The organism is Longitalea arenae, from assembly GCF_016924755.1.
Lineage (GTDB): Bacteria > Bacteroidota > Bacteroidia > Chitinophagales > Chitinophagaceae > Niastella > Niastella arenae.
In genome coordinates this window covers 47,556-71,964 of record NZ_JAFFJX010000014.1, presented here as the reverse complement: position 1 = coordinate 71,964, position 24,409 = coordinate 47,556, and the positions used below count along the sequence as shown (strand labels likewise).

Annotated in this window: 16 protein-coding genes; 14 read left to right on the top strand and 2 right to left on the bottom strand. The window is 45.4% G+C overall.

Going from position 1 to position 24,409, the window contains the following annotated elements:
- Window positions 1–284: 284 nt before the first annotated feature.
- The 5 genes from JT717_RS22355 to JT717_RS22335 all read left to right on the top strand — a co-directional run bounded on the left by JT717_RS22355 (window position 285) and on the right by JT717_RS22335 (window position 3,355).
- Window positions 285–1,124 carry a chromate resistance protein ChrB domain-containing protein gene (locus JT717_RS22355; protein WP_205513267.1) on the top strand — a complete coding sequence of 280 codons (840 nt, stop codon included), beginning with the start codon at window positions 285–287 and terminating at the stop codon, window positions 1,122–1,124.
- 94 nt (window positions 1,125–1,218) lie between these two features.
- On the top strand, window positions 1,219–1,767 hold the full coding sequence (locus JT717_RS22350; protein ID WP_205513266.1) for a hypothetical protein: 549 nt from the start codon (window positions 1,219–1,221) through the stop codon (window positions 1,765–1,767).
- A 413-nt stretch (window positions 1,768–2,180) separates the two neighbouring features.
- Entirely contained in the window at window positions 2,181–2,618 is a 438-nt protein-coding gene (locus JT717_RS22345) for a hypothetical protein (protein ID WP_205513265.1), read from the top strand.
- Between the two features lie 79 nt (window positions 2,619–2,697).
- Window positions 2,698–2,973 (top strand): hypothetical protein, encoded by a 276-nt coding sequence (locus tag JT717_RS22340; RefSeq protein ID WP_205513264.1) that lies wholly within the window; start codon window positions 2,698–2,700, stop codon window positions 2,971–2,973.
- Window positions 2,957–3,355, top strand: a complete 399-nt coding sequence (locus JT717_RS22335) for a GreA/GreB family elongation factor (RefSeq protein WP_205513263.1) — start codon at window positions 2,957–2,959, stop codon at window positions 3,353–3,355. Before JT717_RS22340 ends, JT717_RS22335 begins: the two co-directional genes overlap by 17 nt.
- A gap of 32 nt (window positions 3,356–3,387) precedes the next feature.
- Here JT717_RS22335 and JT717_RS22330 read toward each other — a convergent pair whose 3' ends face one another.
- On the bottom strand, window positions 3,388–5,235 hold the full coding sequence (locus JT717_RS22330; RefSeq protein WP_205513262.1) for a PAS domain-containing sensor histidine kinase: 1,848 nt from the start codon (window positions 5,233–5,235) through the stop codon (window positions 3,388–3,390).
- A 463-nt stretch (window positions 5,236–5,698) separates the two neighbouring features.
- Here JT717_RS22330 and JT717_RS22325 point away from each other — a divergent pair, with 463 nt between their 5' ends.
- From JT717_RS22325 to JT717_RS22315, 3 genes are all read left to right on the top strand, one after another.
- A complete protein-coding gene (locus JT717_RS22325) occupies window positions 5,699–7,138 on the top strand; it encodes a PQQ-dependent sugar dehydrogenase (RefSeq protein ID WP_205513261.1) in 1,440 nt (479 codons plus the stop codon).
- 222 nt (window positions 7,139–7,360) lie between these two features.
- Entirely contained in the window at window positions 7,361–7,603 is a 243-nt protein-coding gene (locus JT717_RS22320) for a hypothetical protein (RefSeq protein ID WP_205513260.1), read from the top strand.
- A gap of 456 nt (window positions 7,604–8,059) precedes the next feature.
- Window positions 8,060–9,787 (top strand): GNAT family N-acetyltransferase, encoded by a 1,728-nt coding sequence (locus tag JT717_RS22315; protein WP_205513259.1) that lies wholly within the window; start codon window positions 8,060–8,062, stop codon window positions 9,785–9,787.
- 94 nt (window positions 9,788–9,881) lie between these two features.
- Here JT717_RS22315 and JT717_RS22310 read toward each other — a convergent pair whose 3' ends face one another.
- Window positions 9,882–12,263: an ABC transporter permease gene (locus JT717_RS22310; RefSeq protein ID WP_205513258.1), complete on the bottom strand. Its 2,382-nt coding sequence runs from the start codon at window positions 12,261–12,263 to the stop codon at window positions 9,882–9,884.
- Window positions 12,264–12,596: 333 nt separating this feature from the next.
- Between JT717_RS22310 and JT717_RS22305 the strand changes: the two genes are divergently transcribed.
- From JT717_RS22305 to JT717_RS22280, 6 genes are all read left to right on the top strand, one after another.
- On the top strand, window positions 12,597–14,606 hold the full coding sequence (locus JT717_RS22305; RefSeq protein WP_205513257.1) for a serine hydrolase: 2,010 nt from the start codon (window positions 12,597–12,599) through the stop codon (window positions 14,604–14,606).
- A 659-nt stretch (window positions 14,607–15,265) separates the two neighbouring features.
- Entirely contained in the window at window positions 15,266–15,493 is a 228-nt protein-coding gene (locus JT717_RS22300; RefSeq protein WP_205513256.1) for a hypothetical protein, read from the top strand.
- A 293-nt stretch (window positions 15,494–15,786) separates the two neighbouring features.
- Entirely contained in the window at window positions 15,787–16,335 is a 549-nt protein-coding gene (locus JT717_RS22295; RefSeq protein WP_205513255.1) for a hypothetical protein, read from the top strand.
- Window positions 16,336–16,710: 375 nt separating this feature from the next.
- Complete coding sequence (locus tag JT717_RS22290) at window positions 16,711–18,069, top strand: PKD domain-containing protein (protein ID WP_205513254.1); 1,359 nt, start codon at window positions 16,711–16,713, stop codon at window positions 18,067–18,069.
- A 38-nt stretch (window positions 18,070–18,107) separates the two neighbouring features.
- Window positions 18,108–19,829 carry a TonB-dependent receptor gene (locus JT717_RS22285; protein WP_205513253.1) on the top strand — a complete coding sequence of 574 codons (1,722 nt, stop codon included), beginning with the start codon at window positions 18,108–18,110 and terminating at the stop codon, window positions 19,827–19,829.
- Between the two features lie 19 nt (window positions 19,830–19,848).
- Complete coding sequence (locus JT717_RS22280) at window positions 19,849–24,405, top strand: hypothetical protein (protein WP_205513252.1); 4,557 nt, start codon at window positions 19,849–19,851, stop codon at window positions 24,403–24,405.
- Window positions 24,406–24,409 lie beyond the last annotated feature (4 nt).

Here is a 24,409-nt window from a genome sequence, read left to right as displayed (position 1 = left end):
CATTTAACCTATGGCAAAACGAATTTAGGAAAAAAAGCAAAAAAATGAAACCGATTACATTTTTTTAATCAAAAAAGATGCCCGGGGCGAGGTGGCAGGTCACAAAAAAGCAAGCGCTCATCATGGAGATATCAATACAGCCAGGGGATTTTTTTGGTTTGGTGGCGCCTTAGCAACCGATTACATAATTTCACTTGTTTCCGGCCGGTTTAAGCCCAGCCGGAGCTGCGAAATGCCGGAATTAGAACTGCGTAACTTTACAAGAATGCGTATTATTGAGTACTATGAACTGGATCACAAGAGAACATCCCAAAATTGACCGGATCGCCTGTCCCTGGCTGATCAAACGCTTTATTGATCCCGAAGCAGTATTTTATTATGTTCCTTTCGCGGAGGTACTGCCCAGGGCAAAAGAGTTGAACGCGGTGCCTTTCGATATCCCCGATGTGGAGTATACCCATTATGGCAAAGAATGTACTTTCGATTACCTGATCAAAAAATATAAACTTACTGATCCGGCCATACAGGTAATGGCCCCCATCGTTCGCGGGGCAGATACCGACCGCCATGAGATAGCGGTACAAGCCTCCGGCCTTTGGGCGATTTCGGCAGGATTGGCCTATAATTATAAGAACGACCTTGAGCTGCTGGAAAAGGGAATGTTGATCTATGACGCATTATACAGTTGGGCAAAATACCTGCAACATGAAAAGCATACGCAGCAACCGTTTGAGAATCTGTTGCTCGATGTTATTATTAAATACATTCAAAACAACCAGGTACCTGGCAAGGAGATGCCTGCCTGGGTGCAGGAATTAAAGGAAATGATCCAGGACCATATTGATACAAAAGTTACACTGAAAGAATTATCCAAAGACCTTGACATCAACCCGTCTTACCTGTCAAGGGAATTCTCGAAACATTTCGATAATATGTCTTTCGGTGACTACATGCGAAAGCAACGGATCGACCGGGCCATTGAACTAATGAATAATCCCGCTTATTCACTCACGGATATTGGTTATCTGGCCGGATTTTCAGATCAAAGTCATTTTACACGGATCTTTAAAAAGCATACCGGCAGCAGTCCTTCGGCTTATAGAAAAAATCTGCGGAAAAAGTAATTTTTGTACAAGGACAGTAATTTCTGTTCTATCCTGCGCCATTATTTAGTGATAGCATTGCAGTTCAATCGGAAATGAACGAAACGCCTAACTAATGAGACATTTTTTATTGCCCGGATCTATTGCGTTTAATGGTAAGACAATCTTATTGATAAGCCTGATCATTGCTGGCTTGATGCTTAGAACGGCCGCACAACAGCCTCCTGCCGCCTATCCCAAGATCACGGGGTATGTCGGCATTCTTCATCCCCTGGTCACTTATGCTAAAGAACAAGTGCCGCATTACAATTTTGATGGCGGCTACGTTGTAGGAATGCCTACCGGTATTAATATCTGGAAGAGTGCGAAAATTGGCTTTTCCATGGAATTTGTACCTACTATAAGAGCCACCAACGGAACCGATAAGATGAGTAATTTTCTCTTTCATCCCGGCGCTTTGTTCGGGCTGGGTAAAGGTTTTACGCTGGCAACCCGGGCCGCTTTTGAAACATCGGGCCGGTATGGTTTCACTCCTGTATTGAATAAGATCGTGAAAAAGGGGCAGCACTGCGGTTATTTTGTAGCGCTTCCTGTTCCTGTTCGGTTTGGCAACGAACTGCCCGCATCCGTAACGATCGGCTTCCAGTTCGGCATCACTTTTTAATGATTGACAGCCCCGATGTAAATAATTAACTATTACTTGGCTATATTGCGTAAAGTTTTTACTAATTTTATTTCAATGCCAGGTTTATCACAAAATATTGTTTTTGGTCACGCTATCGAGCACCTTGTGCTCGATATAACCAATTCATTCCTGGACTCTTTCACAGAATTCTATCCTTTCTGCACCAGATTATTTTACATTTCCAATTTCAAAGACTTTAGCTCGCTGGCTCAGGCTTAATTCCCCAGGCCTGATATAACATACTTCTATAGACAATGGAAGCTGTTTGATTTTACCCAAAGTAATTTTTAAGCCATTTAGCTTTTACGGCAATTGCATACCTGTGCTTACTGTCATTGTAGAAAAACAATGGGCGGCCATAAGCTATGGCATTGACTATAATTCTTATCAGTATGAGCAATTTGAAAACAGCCTTTGCGAAAAGCAAATACCTGGAGCTCAGTGAGCATGGATCGCGCTTGAATTTATCGTTCACCAGTCACCTTGTCATTGGTAATACAATTGTGGGACTCGACGGCATAAAGAACTGTTTGTTCGTGCTGGATACCGGCGATGCGCTGAAGCGTTCATTTGTTATTGATCTGAATAAAGTTCATGCCATATCGCTTACAAGAACATACCGGAATATAAATCATGAGGAGCTGAAAAATAGCAGTATTGACCAGTTCCTGGAAAAAGTAGCCCTGGAGTTTGACTTCAAGGATAAAAGCAACAGGGTCGTTTTGCCATTTTATGATTGTTATACCGACCGGGAAACTGATCGGCAGCAGTTGGAAAAGATTGCGGAAAACTGGCAGAAAGTACTTTGTAAGATGATCGGTTCACGATAAAACAAACAGAGGGGATGACAGAAATCAGGTTGGTTCATTTTTATTAATGGGCAGTTTTTAAACATACAGGAGTTATATCATGATACGTAAGAGGTCGTTTTCGCTAAGAGGAACGATGCTTCTGCTTATTGTGTTGGTGAATGTTATTGTGATCCGGGAAGCATATACTACTCATACAGATCTTTACTTTATTCTATTGATTACAATGCCATTGTTCTTGCTCGTTATTGTAAATACCCGGCAAAAGAAGGATGTGATCTGGCCGAAGGTACCTAAAATAAAAAGCGTGGCTGAACATAAGCAACGAAAATATTCTTTCACTATAAAACAGTATTATCATGTTAACGATAAATAATGAACTGGTGCTCAGAACAGATGATTACAAATTATTGATCGCTTACCTGCATGGAGGAAAAGCAAAGACGGCTTTTGACCAACGCAATGCTGCAGACCTGCAGGCTGAATTGAAGAAAGCAAAGTTGGTAGACAAAGACGATTTTCCCGGCGATGTTGTCAGGATCAATTCTACCGTGCGCGTAAAAGCGGAAGAGGCTGACGATATTTTGCAGTTTAAGCTGGTAACACCTGATAAAGCCAATATTAAGGAGGGCAGGGTTTCGGTGATGGCCCCTATCGGTACGGCGCTTATAGGTTTTAAAAAAGGCCAACAGGTAAAATGGCGGGTGCCGGGCGGTGAAAAAACATTTACCATCCTGGATGTAATGAATGAACAATAAAAGCAGATCCATCAAATTGATCTTATTAACCATCAGCTATATGGCAACATAAAATAAAAGGTAGAACCTTGTTCGGGTTCCGATGATACCCCTATTGTGCCATTATGTTGTTTAATGATCTCTGCAGAGATATATAATCCCAGGCCAAAACCTTTCGCCTCGGGCCCGTGTTCACCGCGGTAATAGCGGTCAAAAATGAATTGCCGGGCTTCGGCAGGGATACCTATGCCCTGATCTTTCACACTAAGCATCGCTTTATCTTGCTTGTCCTCGGTGGAAATAATAATTTCAGTATGGTTGGGCGAGTACTTTACAGCGTTGGAAACGAAGTTCGTCAATACCTGGGCGATGCGTTCGCGGTCTGCGTGAACGAGTGAGATTATTCCCGGGTTCCAAATGAGACGATGGTCAGGCGAAATTGATCTGAGTGTTTCCAGTTGTTCTTCAACCAGGGCATTCAGATCAAAGGTTTGGGAATATAATTTCATCCGGCCCTCGGAAAGGTTACTGGAGTCGAGCAGGTTTTGGATCAGCTTCACAAGCCGTTCAACCTGGCCATTTAATTTACCAAGTAAAAGCGCATTTTCACTTTCGTTGAAAGTTTCGAAGTTCTCATGAAGCAGTTCGCTATACGTTTTTATGGCGGTGAGTGGTGTTTTAAGTTCATGACTGGCCAGACTTATAAAATCATCTTTTTGCTTTTCGAGAATTTTTCGCGGGGTGATATCATAAATGACGCCGATCATTTTAGTCGCCTGGTTATCGGTGTGAGACAGGACCCGCCCATATATATTTACCCATTTCACCTGTTGGTTGTCGGCTCTGATGATCCGGCATTCTGTATTGAAAATATTCAGGCCGTTGAATGCATTTTGTAACTGTTCCTGCACCAACTGCTCATCGCCGGGATAGATATATTCGAGCAGGGCATCGGGCGCTACAGAAAGCTGTCGGCCGGGTAATCCTATCAGCAAAGCTACCTGGTCACTTAATTTGATTTTGTCGCTTTCCCGTTCCCATTCCCATTCACCCATTTCGGCAGATTTCATCGCAAGGCTTTTCCGCTGTTCGGAGAGCATCAACGCTTCTTCCGTTAACTTGCGATCGGTAATATTGCGGCCTACTTTTACATATCCTTTTATGTCGCCCTGATGTATAGGCGTCATGACACCGCTCATAAAGAAGCGGGTCCCATCTTTATGTAAGTGCCAGCGTTCGTCAATGGAGCGACCGGTCGTTTTTACCGCCTCAATTTCAAGTTCCGGAATTTTTCCCTGCCGGTCCTCAGCCGTATAGATGATCCTCGTGTGACTGCCGATCACTTCGTTTTTCAGGTAACCGAACATGATCTCTGCACCACTGTTCCAATCAATGATATCTCCCTGTTCGTTGAGGGTGATAATGGCAAAGTCCACTGCTGCTTCCACGATCGCCCTTAGCCTGCTTTCAGAACCAGCCAGTGCCTCCTGGGCCTTACGAAGCTCGGTTATGTCGCGGGCAACAGTAGAAACGCCAATAACGGCTCCTTTGTCATTTTTAACAGGCGATAACGTTATCTCAAGATGAATATGTTGACCGTCTTTATGGATCCTTACGGTATCGTATAATGCCACTTGTTTTCCCTGCCTGATACTTTCAATTTTTTTCAGAAGATCGCTAAAGTCATCCGCAAAGGTGACCATACCTAAAGATCGCCCTATGATCTCTTTGGCGGGATAACCATACAATCGCTCAGCACCCTTGTTCCAGCTTGTGACCATACCATCCAGGTTTACAGTTACAACAGAATCCTGCAGCGTATCTATAACTGAGGCCAGAAAGAATTTTGCTTCATTATCCTGTATCAGCTGGTTACCCGTGTGCGATGCATTAGTAGGCATGCGGTTGTATTTATATTATAAGTTGTTCGTTTATTTAAGATGCTGTTCCAGCAGGCGCCGGGCGCCGCCCCGCTGCTAAGCTGCCTTAATTCCTATTCACTAAACATGCAATAGTATTAAAGGTACTGTTTTTAGCCAGATCTGAACGTGCTGCTGCCGGAATTGTTGACCTGTGTCGCAGCCCCGATGGCTGCGGCATACAATGTTACTACAAGGAATAAAGTTTGCATACTAATTGATATGACCGCTATTATTCAACATTGTCTATTTTAGTTATTCCCTTCCCTTTAGTATCCTGCTTGATTACGAAGTACAGTTTGAGGTTTTAATTGCACAATTTTTTACCAGTCGTACCAAAGTGTTATTGCAATATCCCCCAGGTAAGATCACAAAGAAAGAATGATCCAGAGACCTATGTTCTGTTGGCAAAATTGTATTATTCATTTACCAAAATTGATTTGTTATGAAAGTTAAACTACCTGACAAACCCAGCGGTTTCATGAGCGCATTTGCAGTATCATTTTTTATGGTATCTATAAGTATGCTTATTATACCGGGTTGTAAGAAGATCGATGTACCCAAAAAGAACAGGGCTGTTGATATAAAACTCATTGCAGATGGTTTCGTGTCTCCCATTCAACTGGTTTCTGTACGTGGCAGTCAAAACCTGTATGTAGTTGACCAGATAGGAAAGATCTGGCGAATTGATAACGATGGTAATAAAGTATCAACGCCCTTTATGGATATCAGCAGCAGGTTAGTGCCATTAAATCCTGCTTTCGACGAACGTGGTCTGTTAGGTTTGGCCTTTCACCCCGACTATAGAAATAACTGCCGTTTTTATGTGTATTATCAACTTCCGCCCCGGGCCGGCGGGCCTGCTCCGGGCGTTCCATGGAACAATCTAAGCCGTATTTCAGAGTTCAGGGCAAACTGTGACGAAAAAAGAGCCGACCTGAGCACGGAAAGAGTGTTATTGGAATGGGATGATCCCCAGTTCAATCACAATGGCGGCACCCTGGCTTTTGGTCCCGATGGATACCTATACATTTCGATTGGTGACGGGGGCGGAGCGAACGATACTGCTGTTGGTCATGTAGAGGATTGGTATCCGGTAAACAGGGGCGGCAACGGCCAGGACAATGAGGCAAATCTCTTCGGCAATATATTGCGTATCGATGTCAATGCAGGTGAACCATATGGCATTCCTGCCGATAACCCATTTGTAAACCAGGCAGGAAGAGATGAAATTTATGCATTTGGTTTTCGTAATCCCTACCGCTTTTCCTTCGATATGGGCGCTGGCCACCGCTTAATTGCAGGTGATGCCGGTCAGTTGCTGTGGGAAGAAATAAGTGTAGTGAGGAAAGGTGGCAATTATGGCTGGAATGTAAAAGAGGGCAGGCATTGTTTTAATGCAGCCAATGCACTGCAGGTCTTGCCGTCTTGTCCCACCCTTGATAATCTGGGAAATCCTTTGATCGATCCGGTAATAGAACTTAACAACTGGCAAAATCCGGCTGGTGGCAGGGCTACTACCGTTATCGGCGGTCATGTGTATCGCGGCCATTCGATCCACGGCTGGCATGGCAAATATATTTTCGGAACTTTTTCGCAAACACCCACAACGCCTAATGGGGAACTTTTTGCAGCCACCCCTGCCGGAAGTTCATGGCCTTATGAGGAAGTTTCGTTAAAGAGTCATCCCGGTGATATCGGTTACTACCTGAGAGGTTTTGGCCAGGACAATGAAGGAGAGATCTATCTCACCGTTTCTTCTATGCTGGGCCCATCGGGTAATACCGGTAAACTGTATAAGATAGTTCAGGTAAGAGGGAAAGATGATTATGGTAATGATGATGATGACGGTACCAACAATGGCAATGATACTACAGGTTATTGATCTGTGATGTTGAATAGTCAATAAGTCCGAATGCATATTTGCTTTCGGACTTATTGCATTATAGTTCAGTAAAAGTACGTGTGCGTTCGAATAACTACTATCAACCAGCTACGGCCAGGCCCGGAACAAGGAATATCCCTGAAAAAATTGCTTAATAAATTTTAAGTATTTATTTTTCGGGATCAATTGTACGTTTAGGCAAAAATCCAAATCCTATTTACCATGTGGAAAACCCTTACTTCCACTCAAAAAGTAAATCCGGGTGATAAGATCAGGTTTATTCATCGTCACCTTCTGTACTCCGAAATTTTGTATAAAGTCGTAATTACACACGACCATTATTTTGAGATCCTTCCCATAGCCGGGGATGCGGGTGCTGTTACTACCGATGTTAGAAAAAAAGTAGTCAAATACTTCGATATAGGCTACAATGTTGAGATCGAAGTTTGGGTAGAGCAAAACTAACATTCAAAAAGCCGCCACACCGGGTCTGCAAAGACGGACTGCTTCCTGCTCATATTAAAGAATATGCGAATTTATTGCTGCGTTTTTCTGCAAAACCGCTGACTTCCTTCATGCCAAAATTGATCAATGACAATCTTTTGGGCTTGTCAATCAAAAGATTTTGGGCAACTTGGAAAAAAGGAGTAATTTATAAACCAATTATAATTACCCCTCTAGGTAATAGTCAAATATCTTAATGAATGCCGGCGGTACCAGGTATCTTTCTGTGTTAATCCCATCCATTTAATTGATCATTGGTAGTATTACCGGATAATACTATGACTGGCTATGTTTAAAGCAAGCGTGAGGTTTGAACGTATACTAACAGTGATCATCGTACGATACGTTTGGCAACAGGCTGAACAAATTAACCAGGACAAATTCAACTATAATTCCCCCAACAGAAAATAACTAACGATGCAAGTAGCTATGGATTCCCAAAACGAACTGCGTGAAGATCAAATACCAGCATTACTTCCTACATCAACGGTTGCTGATGTACCAGACACCCACTTTAAAAATACCTACACCATTGAGTTACTTACCGGTTCTGCAGTCATTGAATTATTACAGAAACCGGAATTTCAGAAAAGTCTGGATGCGCTTTTTGAAACCTGTACCTGGGCTACTGTATTTCAGGGCAGGCCTTACATTACAGCCTGGTATCAGGTCTATTGCAACAAACATCTTCCTGTACTGGTAATAGCCGTAGAAAATGGACAACTTGCTGGGGTATTACCAATGGCTTTATTGGATACGCAGCCAGGAGACCGGCCGAAAAAAGGGAAAAGGATCACAGGTGCAGGGCATTATGATGCTGAATACCAGTCCTGGTTGGCAGTACCTGCTTATGGTGAATCGTTCATAAAGGATGCGCTTGCCAAACTCCTGAAAATGTTTCCGGGCCACCCCATCACTTTCAGATATTTACCTCCGGGCACTCCCCTGCATTGGCTGAAGAACGATAAAATCTGGCGCCGGTATGGCACCCTGCAGACCTATACGCGGCCATTGATAAATTTGGATCAGCCAGATCATGCCAAATTATTAAAGAGCAGGCAGTTCAGGAACAAGTTAAACCGCCTGAAAAGATTGGGTGAGGTACAGCTCGAGTGCATCACGGATATAGCCAGTTTTAAAACTATATTGGATGAACTGGCCATTTTGTATGATTTCCGGTTTAGCGCTTTGTTTAACAAGCACCACTTCAGGGACGACCCGGCCAGGAAGGAATTACTGCTGGAATTGTTCCGCCGGCAATTACTGCATGTAACCATATTAAAAGTGAACGGAAAAACATTTGCGGGGGTCGTTGGTGTATCAGGTAATGAGTGGGTGTACCTGTCAGGGTTCAGCTGTCATTCACCCTTTGAAGCCAGGGCCTATTCACCGGGTCTTTTACACTTTTCATTTTTAGCGAAGAAGTTACATGAAGAAAAGAGGCAGTATTTTGATCTTACACCAGGTTATGATTCTTATAAAGACAAGCTGGCTAACCAGCATGATGAAGTGCATGAATTGATGGTCAGCAACGATCCGTTATATCAAATAAAAAAGCGTGTACGTAAATATATCCATACCCGCCTCCTTGCGGCAGGCATAAGGCCCATGACGGCTGAACTTACATACAGGAAATTTTTTTACCGGCTCCGGCACCTAAGTATTAGGGCGCTAATAAAAAAGATGGGCAAAGGCTTACAAAAAGAAGCTGTTGCCAGGCGTTATGTAATACCAGCCAACGAATTGATGCCAGGGGCAACAATAGCATTGGAAAAAGACAATCTCGATCATTTGCTGCAATTCAGGGCTGAAAAAGGGACCGGCATAACCAGATGGGATTTTGTGGCCAATGCGATGTTTCGGTTGGAGACCGGTCAGCATTGTTTTACCTGGGTCGAAAACGATCGCTTATTAACATGTGCCTGGTTCACTTTCCCCAAGGCCGATGAAAATAATGAGGCCGCTAATAGTAATGCCATTGAACTCAAAAATCTTTATTGCCATGCCGCAGGCAAAAATCATTTGCAGTTCTTTTTATACAGTGTAATAGCTGCTGTTGTGAAAGAAGGCAGGGGCCAAGTGCTTATTTCGAATGATCAGGTGTTTAACCTGGCGCTGGAAGCGGTTGGCTTCCAACAGGAATAAAACGGATCGTGGCGCCGATAAACGTCGCAGGTACGATAAAGTTATACATCAGGCCCTCCCGGTGCAGCCCGGAAGGGCTTTTTTATGTAGCCGGTTATTCAGTACGCAAACTTTTCACCGGATTGGCCAGTGCGGCTTTTATAGCCTGGAAACTTACAGTGATCATCGTAATGACCAAAGCGCTTATGGCTGCCACGCCAAATACCCACCACGATAAATTGGTTCTGAAATCATATTTCTGCAGCCAGCTGCTCATATAGAAAAAGGCCAGCGGAATAGCGATCACGCAGGACAATAGCACAAGCAGTATAAAATCTTTCGACAGCAATTGCCAGATATTTAAAATAGAGGCGCCTAATACATTGCGGATACCGATCTCCTTTACCCGTTGTTCGGCCATGAACGAGGTTAATCCAAATAAACCCAGACAGGAAATAAAAACCGCCAGCAACGCAAAAAAAGTAGCCAGTGTGCTGATGCGTTTTTCATTACCGAATTTTTTGGCAAATTCTTCATCGGTAAAATCCGCCTTGAAAGGCGTTGCAGGATCGTGTTTTTTAAAAACAGCTTCTATTTTGTTCAATGCATCTTTTGCACTCCATGTAGGGTTGATCCGCAGGATAAATAAGTTCTGCTGTTCAGGCGAGATATGCCAAAGCGCTGCACGCACCGGCTTATATGGCGACTCTACCAGGATGTCTTCCACCACACCAATAATGGTGAATGGTTTCTCATCCCAGCGAATGACTTTGCCTACCGGATCTTTGATCCCAATATAAGCAGCTGCCGACTCGTTTAAAATAAAGGCCGAGGTATCCGTTGCAAAGTCCCTCGAAAAATCGCGGCCCTGTTTTATCTTCCAGCCTATCGTTTTCCCATACTCGTGCGTCACGCCATTATTGGGAAAATCTACGCCCAGGTTCGGGTCCTTGCCTGGCCAGTCGAAACCGCCATTGGTGCTCCATACTCCGGTTGTCGGACTGTTAGATTCCGTCATCTCAATAATAGCGCCGGCCGTTTTCAGATCTGTTCTTATGGCGTCAAAATGTTTATGCAGGGCTTCAGAGACCCGGTGCATGATCAGTCCATCGCGGTTGTAACCGATCGGCCGGTTCATGCCCAGGTTGATCTGTTTGTATACTACAATAGTGCCGATGATGAGTACGATAGAAATGGTGAATTGCGCTACCACCAGCACTTTTCTTGGCAGCGAAGCATATCGCCCGGCCCGGTAAGTGCCTTTAAGCACTTTTACCGGTTGAAAGGAAGAAAGGAACAATGCCGGATATAATCCTGCCAGTAAACCGGTAAGTATACTAAGGGCTACACCTGCAAGCCAGAACAGCGGGTTCGCCCAGGGAATGACCATTTTCTTTTCGGCCACCGAATTGAAAAATGGCATTATCAAACTGGCGAGTAATAAGGAAATAAAAAATGCGATCAATGCCGTGAGTACCGACTCACTAAAGAATTGTGCGATCAGTTGGGTTCTTGCTGAACCAACCGTTTTACGGATACCCACTTCCTTGGCTCTTTTTTCAGACCGCGCGGTGCTCAGGTTCATAAAGTTGATGCAGGCCAGCAGCAAGACAAAAATGCCGATGATCCCAAACAACCATACCGTTTCAATACGCCCGCCCCGGTTGATGCCATCCTTAAAATCGCCATACAAATGCCATTTGCGCATCGGATGCAGAAATACGACAGGTTTATACCGCTTACCCCATTCATCCGCTTTGTTCAATTTTACATCTTTGATCTTTTTCGACAGCTTATCTATGTTCACATCATTGGCTACCTGCGCATAGGTTTGGGTGAAATTGCTGCCCCAGGGATTTTCCATTTTGGCGATCCATGGATTCTGGCTGAGATACAATTGCCAGGGGAGAATGATCTCCATGGTCCGGAAACTGGTATTGTGCGGCAGGTCTGTATAAACGCCGGTGACTTTAACATCGGCAGCATTTTCAACCCGAAGGATCTTGCCGATAGGGTCTTCTTTACCAAAGATGGCGGTAGCCACAGATTGGGAAAGCATAATCGCATTCATTTCCTTCAATCCGTTTTTTGAGCCTTTCAGGATCTGAAGGCTTAGCATATCCACGATCTCGGGCTCGGCATACCTGCCTGGTTTCAGAAATAATTGATCGCCATAGGCAAGTCCCAGCGGACCGTTCCATGACGATTGCACTACATACTTAAAGTCATTGCCGTAGAGCCGGCGGAGCTCGGGGCCCATGGCGGCCGGATTCGCTTCCTGCGTTTGCCATTTGCCATTGAAGAGCTGATGCTGCAGTACCTGTACGATACGATCGTAATTTTTATGATAGGTATTATAACTCACTTCATCTTTTATCCAGAGCGCAATGAGAATGGTTACCGTTAAACCGACAGCCAAACCACTGATATTAATAATAGAGGATGTTTTGCTCTTGAAAAGATTACGCCAGGCGATCTTGAAATAGCTCTTAAGCATAGCTTTGAATTATTGAATCAGTATTGATCTGAAACCTTTTACTAATCAGGTGCCAGTTTACAACCACATAAGAACAAATTGATTACAGATCAGCATTTCCTGGTACTGTACGGTTTTGATACATTAGTGAACGGTTCCAATACAAAGCGAACATAACCGTTTACTAACGGTACCTGCAACGAAAATACCGGCCGGCCGCACACATGCAACATTTAGCCAGGAGAAGCTACATTAAAAAAGAGTTATTACCGGCCATTGTTGTAACTTATTTATTCGCCGGTTCGTCTCAGGTGTTTTTCATACTTGTTATCCTTCACTTTTTAAACGTTGAATATGCCATTAAGATCATTGATCAGGACAATTTTCATGTTCGCTGCCATTATCTTATTAACTGTTCAGGCGCTGGCCCATAACGGCAGCGTGGCCCATGCCTATCCGCTGGGAAAGATCACCATTGACGGCCAGTTGACCGACTGGCCGAAAGATGCTGCAAAGTATTTCATTGCCATGCATCCCTCTGATACAAAACCAAAAGACGATGCTGATTTTTCCGGCTTTTTTCAGCTGGGCTACCGGCTGGAAGATCAATCATTATATATCGCATTTACTATAACAGACGATGATTTTATTGAAGACACGGCTAAAAGCGTACGATGGAATACCCAGGATGGACTGGAACTGAGTTTGGATGCCCGTCACCTGCTCACTGGTTCGGGTGTTGTTTCCTTCCTGTATACCAAACATCTGAAATATACGAACAACGCTTTTTTCGATCCCTTTGCCAGCGCAGCATCCTGGGATATTACTGAGATCGCTGTTGCACGGCAGGGCAGCACCCGCATCTATGAATGGCGCATAAAATTGGGAAAAGAAATGGTAGTTGGTAAATCGATCGGCTTTGATTTTCATGTATTCGATAAAGATGGCGATGGCAGTTTCAGCTATTCAGGCTGGGGCAGGGGCGGTTCCAAATATATGGACCCAAAAAGCCTTGGTGATATTATCTTATTACCAGTGACCGCAAAGCTGTCAACCATTTCAGGAAAATTCAATTGGGATAAAGGAGCTGCCGTCAAGTTACCCGCGCACGTACGCCTGAGCGCAGTAGACAATAAAAACCTTTGGATCGAAGCCGCATTAGACAGCCTGGGAAATTATTCGGTAGCTGTTCCTGCCGGCAAGTATGGGATCAGCTTGGCGGAGCCTTATTTTAAAAATGACGAGAAACTATATATGGCCACGGTAAAAGCGCCGGTGATCGTGGTGGCAAAACCGGGGCAAAAAACCATCGCGCCTCCGCTGCTGATTCCGGTGGCACCGGCGCCCGACCTGGTTCCTGACAAAGGCGTGTTACTGGATTTTACGAGCGCCACTACTGATCAGGTTGATCGTTTTATAGAAACCTATCGCCGCTATTATAAAATACCCGGTGTGTCACTGGCATTGATCAAAGATGGTAAACTCGTTTACCATAAAACCTACGGGGTTAGCAATGCCATCACCGGTGAAAAGGTAACTGAGAACACCCTGTTTGAAGCCGCTTCTATCACCAAGCCGGTATTTGCGTATGCCGTGGAGCGGCTGGCTGAACGAGGTGTTATAGACCTGGATAAACCTTTATATCAATATCTTCCTTACAAGGATATTGAGCATGACGAGCGGTACAAGCTGATCACCGGCCGGCATGTGTTAACCCATCGCACTGGTTTTCCCAACTGGCGCTGGATGAATGCAGATCAGAAACTGAACATCACCTTCACCCCGGGCACTTCCTTTGGCTACTCGGGCGAAGGCTTCGAATACCTTAAACTGGTAGTGGAAAAAATAACCGGTAAAAAAGTAGAACAGGTATTGCAGGAAGAAGTGATTGAGCCCATCGGTTTATACCATACATTTTTTTCCAAAAATGATTCTTTACAGCGCATGGTAGCCTATGGCCACTATGATGGCCGTCCAAGTAAGAATGACCTGCCTGAGCAGCCGGGCATGGCTTATTCCATGCATACCGAAGCAAAAATTTTCACGCGCTTTATGCTGAACCTGCTGGAGCAAAAAGGGTTGAAACCGCAAACCTATGATACCATTTTGTCGAAACATTCTGAATATAATTTTGACGACTCGTCTAAGAAGCCCAAGGTGCCCACCTACATGGGCATGAGCCTGGAAATACGGGAAACGCCCTGGGGTAGATCGTTTGGCCATGGCGGCAATAATGGCGATTTTAAATGCCGCTTTGAAGTATATAAAGACCTGAAAATGGGCTATGCCATATTTACCAATTCAAATACCTCGGATCCGTTGTTGCAAAACCTGAATAAGTTTTTGGTAGAGGGGAAAGACTAAGAATAGCCGCTAAAGTCGTTTTCGATGAAACTGGGTACAGTAAGTAAAATACGGGCAGGATAATTACTTTTCACTCACTGATAACATTATTTTTCCTGTTCATAAATTAAATATCGGGTTCAATAAGCTCGTTTTGCCAGTTTTTAATGTACAAACGGCGCCAAAAACCGTTTTCATTCCGTTAAAAAGGGAAATGATCGCAGCAAAAAGCGGATTGATCATAACAAAAAGGATCTACGCAGGCTTTTTAAACTTGATATTGTAAAAATCAAGTTTAGTATTCTTAATTAATAGTCTACTATCGACAGTAATAAGTTTACTGTTGGCAATAAACGACTTACTATCAGTGATAAATAACCGGGTTTCGACAGTCAGCAGCAGGTCATCGATGGTCAACAGCCTACTATCGGCAATCTAAAGCTTACAATTCCGGTAAAAGGATCAGGAAACGAGAAAAAGTAATCATGTACTGAGCTGTTTAAAGCTGTCAGCAGGTGCGGCTAAGCTATTATTCGCAACTAAACGCCTTGTTTTAAGGATAAGTGAATTGGTTCTGGAAAAAAATTGATCATAACCGGAAAAAGTAAAACTTACTGCCGGGGAAAAAAGGTTTCGCACCAGGGAAAAACGATCATTGTGGGAAATAAGGGATCCTCCGAATGAAAGCGCATGATTATTTTCCGGCAAAACAATCTATTTCCCGCCAGATAAAAACAATCTCCGGCGAAAAAGGGATCATCGCCGAAAAACTTGCGCTAGATCCGGGAAAGAAAGAAATATCTCCACCGGTCAATGGTCAATGGTCAATGGTCAATAGTGAATTGCAATCGGCCAGCGCTTACCGGATGGAAGCAAACTCCTTCAGGGAGTATATCTTCCGGATCTAAGAAGCGCCGATCATCATAAAAGAATAAAAGTGCAGAAAGAGAAATAAAAGATCTTGATTAATATCATGCGGGCTGACCCGGTAGAACGGGTCAGCCCTTTTTTTGAATATAAGTGGCTGGAATTGTGATATCAATGGGCCCAATAATAAACGACATTCTTTAGCGCCTTCGGGCGCCTGTTTAAAATTTTTTTTGAAACCACTTAGTATTCCGGCGCCGGTCGATCGTATTAAGTAGGAGGCCGGTTACGGCGACTGTTCAAAATCAGTTTTGGACCCTTATATAACTGCTGTATGGAAAATTCATATTTATGGAAACAATGCAGGCTGGCGTATAGAACCGCGCAGCTCCACTTGAAGACCGGCGCCTGCCAAACCAATGATGAAGGGAAATGGATCGAGCGTGCATTTCGCATCGCCATGCATGCCTGGTTAAATATCGAAGAACTGGTAAAAAATTACCGCTTTGCCGATCAACAGGAAGAGGACCACTTTTATAAAAGCTTACAACCTCAGTTCCTCGGCCTGATCGATTACCTCACCTTACTGTACAAATCTGTTTTGTTCCAGCCCGATGAAGGAGTAGAAAGATGGGCGTACTGGGAACTTGAATACCAGCGTTGCAGCGAGTTTATGGCAAAGTGCAAAGAACAATGCCGTTATTATGAGCAGGCTGATGGCATTGCAACTGCCGGGATACCGCAAACCACGAACCAGCCGGCGGTGATTTTTGGCGCGAATATAACCTATAACACTATACGGGGTGCTTCTTATAGCCACCTGGCCGGCCGGATCATTGCATTAAAGAAATATATGCAGTACATAAAAGAGAGACGTGCATGACCCGTGACTAAGCCGTTGACATAATAATTTGATAACGATAACATTGATAAGACATGATCTTTTTATTATAACTGTAATCTCGAACGTTAGAAGACGTTACAGGCGCCCGAAACAGCTTGAAGTATATCTGCCGGTAACCAACACACTCCCTGTTTCTGGGCATTTTTTCACTGCATATTGAACAAGTCAAAAATTGTTATTACTTTGTCGTAAATATCATTAACCCCCATCCTCTATGAAAAATTTGTACACGTATCCGCACCATTTCCTGCCAGATCATGCTTTCGCCGAAAGTTATACCATAGCCGCATTGCAATAGTTTGAACAGGTCTTTTTCCATTTGCACTAACTAATCAGATACCCTAAACCTGTCACATGAACTTGCATAAACTGCTATGGCCGTTTATATCATTGTATGTATCGGCTGTAATGATCTGTTCCTGTAAAAGGGAACAGGTGATTCCTGCACATGCTGATTTCAGTTATGAGATCGTGAATAATAATTTTACCGTTCCGGTAAAGATCCGGCTGACCAATCTCTCATCCGGCGGAAATCAATACAAATGGACATTCGAGGGCGGAAGCCCTGCTACCTCCGATAAACGCGATCCGGGCGAAGTGGTCTTTAACCAGGCCGGTTCCTACCATATAAAACTGGAAACATGGAATGCTGACAGCCGCGAAGAAAAAACGGTTCTTCTGGCATGGGACAGTTCGGTAACCATTGATTTTATGCCCGAGGTCCTGGTGAACGAATTTGCGCCTGCCCAGGTGAAAATACATAATAAGACGGTGGGCGCCTCTTCCTGGCGCTGGACTTTCGCCGGCGGTTCACCTGCTACGGCCTCATCACAGGATCCGGGCACCATTAGCTTTGCAGCGGCCGGTGACCATGTGATAACACTCACGGTAAACAATGGCCGCAAAGAATTTACCCTTTCAAAGACCATTACACTGAAACCGGTATTGGCGCCGGCTTTCTCCATTGAGCCCTCTTTTGATGATGAAGATTACCAGGCGCCGCTGACAGCCACCCTGAAGAATACTTCCATCAGCGGCCTCAGCTGGAAATGGACAACAACCGGAGGAACGATCAGTAACCCCACCGACAGTACTCCGCAGATCCGTTTTGACGCACCGGGCACTTATACGGTAACACTTACAGCAGATAATAAAAAGGAAACAAGAACTGTTTCGCATACCATTACTGTATTGCCGAATACCAACCTGCGTACCTTTTCGGGGGTAAAACTAGGCATTAACACTGCCCATGGCAGTATGGGAAGTTTCTTTTCTACCAGCCTGAGAAAAAAGTTTAAAGCAGGCGATGATCTTTCGGCCGATGGTAAGGAAGTGGACATTGTGTTCTTTGGCCTGAACAAGAACTTTGTGTACAACAGATTTACCAGCCCCGATTCCGCCGCTACATATGTATTCGATCCCATTCCGGGTGCAGCCAATGTGACCATCATCAATTCGATTGAAAGCTCACCATACGCCTCCCTCATGACGCCCGCTGTTTTTGATGCAATGACAACCGATGCCGCCCTGAGGGCGATCCCTATAGAGAAAAGTGAAGCAGCATGGCAGCAATTCGATGCTGCCGTAGTGCCCAGGATCGTTTTGTTCAAAAAAAGCAATGGCATCAAAGGCGCGATCAGGATCAATGAATTTGTTGCCGGTGAAACGCAATCCTATATAATCGTGGATATAAAAGTGCAGAAAGAGCCTTAACAATAAATGGCTAACCCATTTGTTGAAAACCCCATCTTATGAAAACATTGTGCCTGATAACCTTATTCCTGTTTCTAGCTGCATTGGCAAATGCACAACAGGTAGATATCGATGGCCTGAAGGATGTATTTAAAGCAAAGCCTGTAAAGTTCAATGGCGGCATTTCGGCCGGTTCCATGTACTATAATGGCAGCGGCAATACAGGCCGCCAGCCATTTACGTGGTACCTGCAGGGCAATGCCAACGCCAATATCCTGGGCAAAGTGAATTTACCTTTCAGCTTCAACTTCACCAATGCGGGCGCTGGTTTTTCCTACCCGGTAATGCCTAACCGCTTAAGCCTGCACCCGACCTATAAATGGATCAGTGCGCATATCGGCGATGTGAACATGAGTTTCTCCCCCTACACATTAAATGGTCATCAGTTCAGGGGCGGCGGGGTAGACCTTTCCTTTAACGGACCGCTGAAACTGAGCGCCATGGCGGGCAGATTGCAAAAAGCCGTAGCATACGACAGCGCCAATAAAAATGCCCTGCCGGCTTACAAGCGCATGGGGTATGGGATCAAAACGGTGTATGAAAAAAAATGGTGGAAAGCAGGCATCAACGCATTTTATGCAAAAGATAATGCGAACAGCCTTGCTTACCAGCCCGACAGTTTGCAGATCTATCCGCAGCAGAACCTGGCCATTGCCTATGAGCTTGGCCTTAAGCCGGTAAAAGGCATGGAGCTCAGTGCCGAACTGGCCAGCTCGGCCATCACCCGCGATACGAGAACTAACAATATTAAAGAAGAAGTTGCCACCGGTGATGGACTCATGAAAAAGCTCATCAATGGTAATTCATCCACCACTGTTTACCAGGCATTCAAAGGCCAGTTAAATTATACGTTTTTAAAAAGTACCATCGGGGTGGGTTACGAACGGGTAAATCCCGGCTACACAACCCTGGGTGCTTATTATTTCAACAGCGACCTCGAAAATATAACCGTCAATCTGGCGCAAAGCCTGTTCAGCAATAAGGCGAATATCGCGGTGAACGTGGGTTCACAGCGCGATAACCTCAATGGCCAGAAAGAAAGCGCCACCAGGCGGCTGGTGGGTTCAGTGAATCTGAACTATATGCCCGTTGAAAGATTGCAGACCAGCGCCAGTTATTCCAGTTTTCAAACCTATATGAATATCAGACCGCAGTTTGATTATATCAATAATGTGTCACCTATTCAGAATTTTGACACGCTCAACTTCACGCAGCTTTCACAAAATGCTTCATTAAACGTCAATTACATTACCCGAAGAGATGAGGTGCAGAATCAATACCTCAATGTGAATGCCACCTTCCAGGATGCATCCGATGAACAGGGTGGGGTAGTAGGCAAGGGCAACAGTTCCCAGTTTTATAACCTCGCAACGGCCTATGGTTTCCTCTTCCTGCAAAAAGGCCTGAGTGTAACCCTCGCCTACAACGTAAGTTATAACACGATCGCCCGCAACGATTTCATTACGCAGGGACCTACGGTCTCTGCCAATGCGAAACTGTTTCAGAAGAAACTGACCACTGGTTTTTCTTCTTCTTACAATACCAGTGCGGCCCAGGGCAACAGGCAGAACAGTGTGCTCAGTGTGCGGTTCAATGCAGCCTACACCCTGCTGAAGAAACATAATATCAATTGCAGCCTTATCAACCAGTACCGAACAGTGGTAAACAAGGAGCATACAAAAGACCTTACCGGCACGCTGGGTTACAGCTTTGCTTTTTAAAACAATTAACGAAGCGCACATGAATCAAAGGATCATATATATCATACTCTTCCTCTTTACCGCATCATCCCTGCTGGCGAATGATACCCTGCATATAGCGCAAAGGCCTTTACTGCCCGATAGTGTGATGGCCGGTCATCTACCATATACGATCGCAGATTCCGTAAAGGTGAAGGAAGTGGCCAATGCCGCTGTGCAAAGAGTAGAAGAAATGGATCACTGGCTCGAATCTTTACAGCCCGATGACCTCAATGAACTTCCTGTTGGTCTGAAGAAGACCATCAGCAACGTCACCTATAAGCTGGCCATCAGCAGCGCCGTTTTTCATGAGACCTTTGCCGAGCTGACGGTATTTGCCAAAGTGGAGATCCCGCAAAACCCGGGTCAACTGTTCTTCGGCATCAGCGGACTAAAGTTATCGTATAAGGGCGGCATCATCGGAGATGCAAGGCTCAGTCTGCTCGGTGATGTACCCATTAATATCAATGGAGGCAATAGCCAGGTGATCCTCAAAGGCGGTTTTAACCTCGGCAACGGGCAGGCAACAGATGGGCTTACCTACCTGAGCATGGATTGTAACGGGTTCAAGGAACTCGGCCTGGCAGCCGATGTGGTCTTCCCCAGGTCACTGCTGATACCTTGCGATGATCATGGCGAAGTTTTGCCCGACGCTAACGCGAAAGTAAAAGGTAGTTTCAAGACCATTGTGGACGACTGGAACGACATGCTGGTGGGCATCACATTGCCGCGATTCCAGATCAGCGGGCTCGACGGTTTCGTATTCACCGTTACCAACGCCGTATTCGACTTCAGTGATATCCGCAACAGCTCCAGCATTATTTTTCCGCAGGGGTATGAGCTCAGGCATATGAATTATCCCAATCCTTCCATGTGGCGCGGCGTTTATGTGCAGCTGGTAGACGTAATGCTGCCGAAGACCTTTAAAAGAAATAACAGCAACGAAAGAATCTCATTTGGCGCCCACGACCTCATTGTTGACAATAACGGCGTGAGCGGACTCTTCTATGGCAAAAATATCTTACCCTACAATAGTGGTTCCGCATCAGGCTGGAAATTTTCGGTAGATGAATTTAATATTGGTATTGAAGCCAACAGGCTGGTGGCCGCCGGCTTTAAAGGCAATATCGGTTTGCCTGTTGCAGACAAGGACTCCCTGAAATATGAAGCGGTAATTACCCAGGATAATAAATACTGGCTCACAGTAAGCCCGAAAGGCCAGATGGATTTCAAACTCTGGCAGGCTACCTGTACCCTCGATTCCAACTCATATGTAAAATTATTGGTAGAAGACGGCAAATTCATGCCGGAGGCAAACCTGTATGGACGGCTTACCATCAATGCCTCCACCAATCCCGATGGTTCAAAAAGCATTGCTAAATTCAACGGTGTTACTTTCCGCGGTTTAAGGCTGCGCACGCGAAGCCCTTACTTTTCGGTTGACTATTTCGGCTATGAGGGCGAAGTGAAAGTGGGAAATTTCCCGGTATCCATTGATAAGATCGCGCTGACGGTGAACAACACCCATGCAGACCTCTCCTTTGGTTTGAAACTCACCTTGCAGGATAATGCTTTTAAAGCGACCACCCGGTTGAACATCGGCTGCGATTTTGAGAATGAAAATGGTTCACATAAATGGAAATTCGATAAGGTAAGGCTGGAAAGCATCCGCATAGATAATGCAAAACTGGGTGGACTTATACTGAACGGCGAAGCCCGGTTCATGCAGGACGATCCCATTTATGGCGATGGTTTTGCCGGCGGTATCAACGCCACATTCACTTCGCTCGACATAGAAGTGCAGGTACGCGCCATCTTTGGTAATACTAGTTTCCGCTACTGGTTTGTAGACGGGATGGTGCGCTGGTCGCCGGGTACACCGGTTGTAGGGCCCGTTATGCTGAATGGCTTTTGCGGTGGCGCTTATTACCGTATGAGCAAAATGAACCCTTTTGCCGGCATCAGCAAAAGCCTTATTCCGGAGTATAAACCTGATAAAGCATTAGGGCTGGGCATCAAAGCAGGTGTATTGTTCTGTGTTACCAGTCCCGAAGTGGTGAATGGCCGGGCAGAGTTTGAAGTTGCCTTTAATAATGGCGGCGGTATCCGCTATGTAGGTTTCTTCGGTAATGCTGATATTATGAAAGGCGTTACCGATCAGTTGGGCGATGAGCTGGAACAGGCCAAACAGATCTTTGCCAATGGCAGCGCCAAGGAAGCAAAAGAAATGGAAGGCATGACCGAAGAACAAAAAAGAAATGCCATTGCCGCCGAACAGGAGCAAAGGGCCAATGATCCGCAGGCAGCTGCCGCTGAGATCCCCTGTTCAATTGGCGGACCCAATTTCAAAGGTCTTTCTGCATTCGTGGGCATGTCTTATGATTTTCAGAACAAGGTCTTCCAGTCGAATTTCGAAATATACCTGAACATTGCAAATGTGCTTACCGGCGTGGGGCAGAACTATTGCGCCGGTTGGTCTGAAATGTATTTCTCGCCCGATGAATGGCATGTATATATGGGCACGCCCACCAATCCCGTAGGTATCAGGTTTGGCCTGGGCGGCTTTAGCCTGGAGACCAATTCCTATTTCATGATGGGTACCAAAATTCCGGGTTCGCCGCCACCGCCCCAGGAAGTGGCCGATATCCTTGGCATGGACATGCAGCAACTGGATTACATGCGTGATCTCAATGCCCTGGGCGATGGCCGCGGCTTTGCAACAGGCGCCCGCTTAAAAGTACAAACAGGTGATCTTACCTTCCTAATCCTCTACGCCAATTTTAAAGCAGGGCTGGGCTTCGACCTCATGCTGAAACAATATAAAGATGCACATTGCGAAGGAAGCAGTGAACCGATCGGTATCAACGGCTGGTATGGCAATGCCCAGGCCTATGTATACCTGCAGGGTGAACTGGGCGTAAAAGTGAATCTCAAATTCCTGAAATTCCGCTTTCCCATTATCCAGGGGGCTGCGGCAACCTTGTTACAGGCCAAACTGCCCAACCCTTCCTGGTTTGCCGGTTACCTGGGGGTGAAGTTCAATATCCTCGGCGGCCTGGTGAAAGGCAATATGCGCTTCAAGCTGCAGGTAGGTAAAGAGTGTAAGATCGTAAGCAGCGATGGGAAGGAAGCTGTAGTAGGAATGGCCGTTATCTCCGATCTAACGCCAAAGGATACAGCCAATGCCGATGTGTTCACCGCCCCACAGGTCGCATTCAATTTTGCCATGGATAAAGACATTCCGATCCAGGATGATGAAGGTGACAAAACATTCCGTACCCAACTCGACCAGTTTGACCTCGTGAGCAATGGTAAGACCATTCCCGGAGTAATAAGGTGGAATGTCAATAAGGATGTCGCTACCTTCTATAGCAATGAAATTCTTCCACCCAATGCTACCGTAAAAGCGATCGTGAAAGTAAGCTTTAAAGAACTGAAGAACGGAAGCTGGCAAACCGTTTATACAGACGGACAAAAAGCAGAAGAAAGCAAGGTGCTTAGTTTTACAACAGGTTCAGCGCCGGAAGCTATTCCTTTAAACAATATTGACTATGCATGGCCGGTAGTGGATCAGCGGAATTTTTACCGCGAAGAAACGCCGATTGGCTATGTGCAGCTGAAACGCGGGCAAACCTACTTGTTCCGGGTTCCGGGATACCGGCAGGAACTCTCCTTTGTTCCGCCTGACGGTGCAGCGCCCATTACAGTACCATTCCAGTATGACTCTCTAAACCGCAAGCTAAGCTTCAATGTGATCAAGCTGAAAGGTGGCGTTCAGTATAAATTCCTGCTCAGCAGTTATCCCATTGGTGCAAATACAAAGGCAGCCACACCGGCTCAAACGACCACGAGCGACGAGAACGGCCTCGAGCTGACCACCAAAAATGCCGCTGAAGTGGGTCGTACTGATCTTGGTAAAGTGATCCTGGACTATTCTTTCTTCAGCAGCCGATTTGGTAAATTCTCCGACAGGATCAACAGTTTTACGCCCACGGCCACGCGGGTACGAAGGCTTGGTTCTGACCTCATCAACTTCACGCAAGGGGTGAGCAATGGCGAGGCTTTTGATCTTCCCGAGCTGGCCGGTACCGAATATACGGCCGGTATGCCCCTGGTGCAGCCTTATGCCATGGTGAACGATGCCTATTTTATGCAGGACATCAACCCATTGTTCTATGCAGACCTGCCTTATGAAGATATTACGATCAGCGGGCGCGATACAGCTGAATTGGGCTTTATACCGCGCAAAGCGCTGCCCATTTCACTGGGATACCAGTCGCTGGTAGAAAATGGCAATTACAGCGATCAGCAGGTTACGCAATGGCTGCCTTATATCTATGATCTGCCATCCATTTACAAAGCCGACTTCCAGGACATCCAGAACCAGTTGGTGAACAGGTATCTTGGAACCCCCAGGCAAAAAGATTTTGAAAAGATCATTAACGGCTACTATCCGTTTATCAGGCAGGGTTTATACGAAGTGAACTACCAGTTCGTACTGCCCGGCGGAACCAAAGGAAGCGCCAGTGTGGTGCGTTATGAAAACGAGATCAGGTAATGAC

Excerpts from the sequence above, each read along its gene's own strand:
- JT717_RS22355 (WP_205513267.1), top strand. The coding sequence starts at position 285 with ATGAACTGGATCACAAGAGAACATCCCAAAATTGACCGGATCGCCTGT.
- JT717_RS22350 (WP_205513266.1), top strand. The coding sequence starts at position 1,219 with ATGAGACATTTTTTATTGCCCGGATCTATTGCGTTTAATGGTAAGACA.
- JT717_RS22345 (WP_205513265.1), top strand. The coding sequence starts at position 2,181 with ATGAGCAATTTGAAAACAGCCTTTGCGAAAAGCAAATACCTGGAGCTC.
- JT717_RS22340 (WP_205513264.1), top strand. The coding sequence starts at position 2,698 with ATGATACGTAAGAGGTCGTTTTCGCTAAGAGGAACGATGCTTCTGCTT.
- JT717_RS22335 (WP_205513263.1), top strand. The coding sequence starts at position 2,957 with ATGTTAACGATAAATAATGAACTGGTGCTCAGAACAGATGATTACAAA.
- JT717_RS22330 (WP_205513262.1), bottom strand. The coding sequence starts at position 5,235 with ATGCCTACTAATGCATCGCACACGGGTAACCAGCTGATACAGGATAAT.
- JT717_RS22325 (WP_205513261.1), top strand. The coding sequence starts at position 5,699 with ATGAAAGTTAAACTACCTGACAAACCCAGCGGTTTCATGAGCGCATTT.
- JT717_RS22320 (WP_205513260.1), top strand. The coding sequence starts at position 7,361 with ATGTGGAAAACCCTTACTTCCACTCAAAAAGTAAATCCGGGTGATAAG.
- JT717_RS22315 (WP_205513259.1), top strand. The coding sequence starts at position 8,060 with ATGCAAGTAGCTATGGATTCCCAAAACGAACTGCGTGAAGATCAAATA.
- JT717_RS22310 (WP_205513258.1), bottom strand. The coding sequence starts at position 12,263 with ATGCTTAAGAGCTATTTCAAGATCGCCTGGCGTAATCTTTTCAAGAGC.
- JT717_RS22305 (WP_205513257.1), top strand. The coding sequence starts at position 12,597 with ATGCCATTAAGATCATTGATCAGGACAATTTTCATGTTCGCTGCCATT.
- JT717_RS22300 (WP_205513256.1), top strand. The coding sequence starts at position 15,266 with ATGAAAGCGCATGATTATTTTCCGGCAAAACAATCTATTTCCCGCCAG.
- JT717_RS22295 (WP_205513255.1), top strand. The coding sequence starts at position 15,787 with ATGGAAAATTCATATTTATGGAAACAATGCAGGCTGGCGTATAGAACC.
- JT717_RS22290 (WP_205513254.1), top strand. The coding sequence starts at position 16,711 with ATGAACTTGCATAAACTGCTATGGCCGTTTATATCATTGTATGTATCG.
- JT717_RS22285 (WP_205513253.1), top strand. The coding sequence starts at position 18,108 with ATGAAAACATTGTGCCTGATAACCTTATTCCTGTTTCTAGCTGCATTG.
- JT717_RS22280 (WP_205513252.1), top strand. The coding sequence starts at position 19,849 with ATGAATCAAAGGATCATATATATCATACTCTTCCTCTTTACCGCATCA.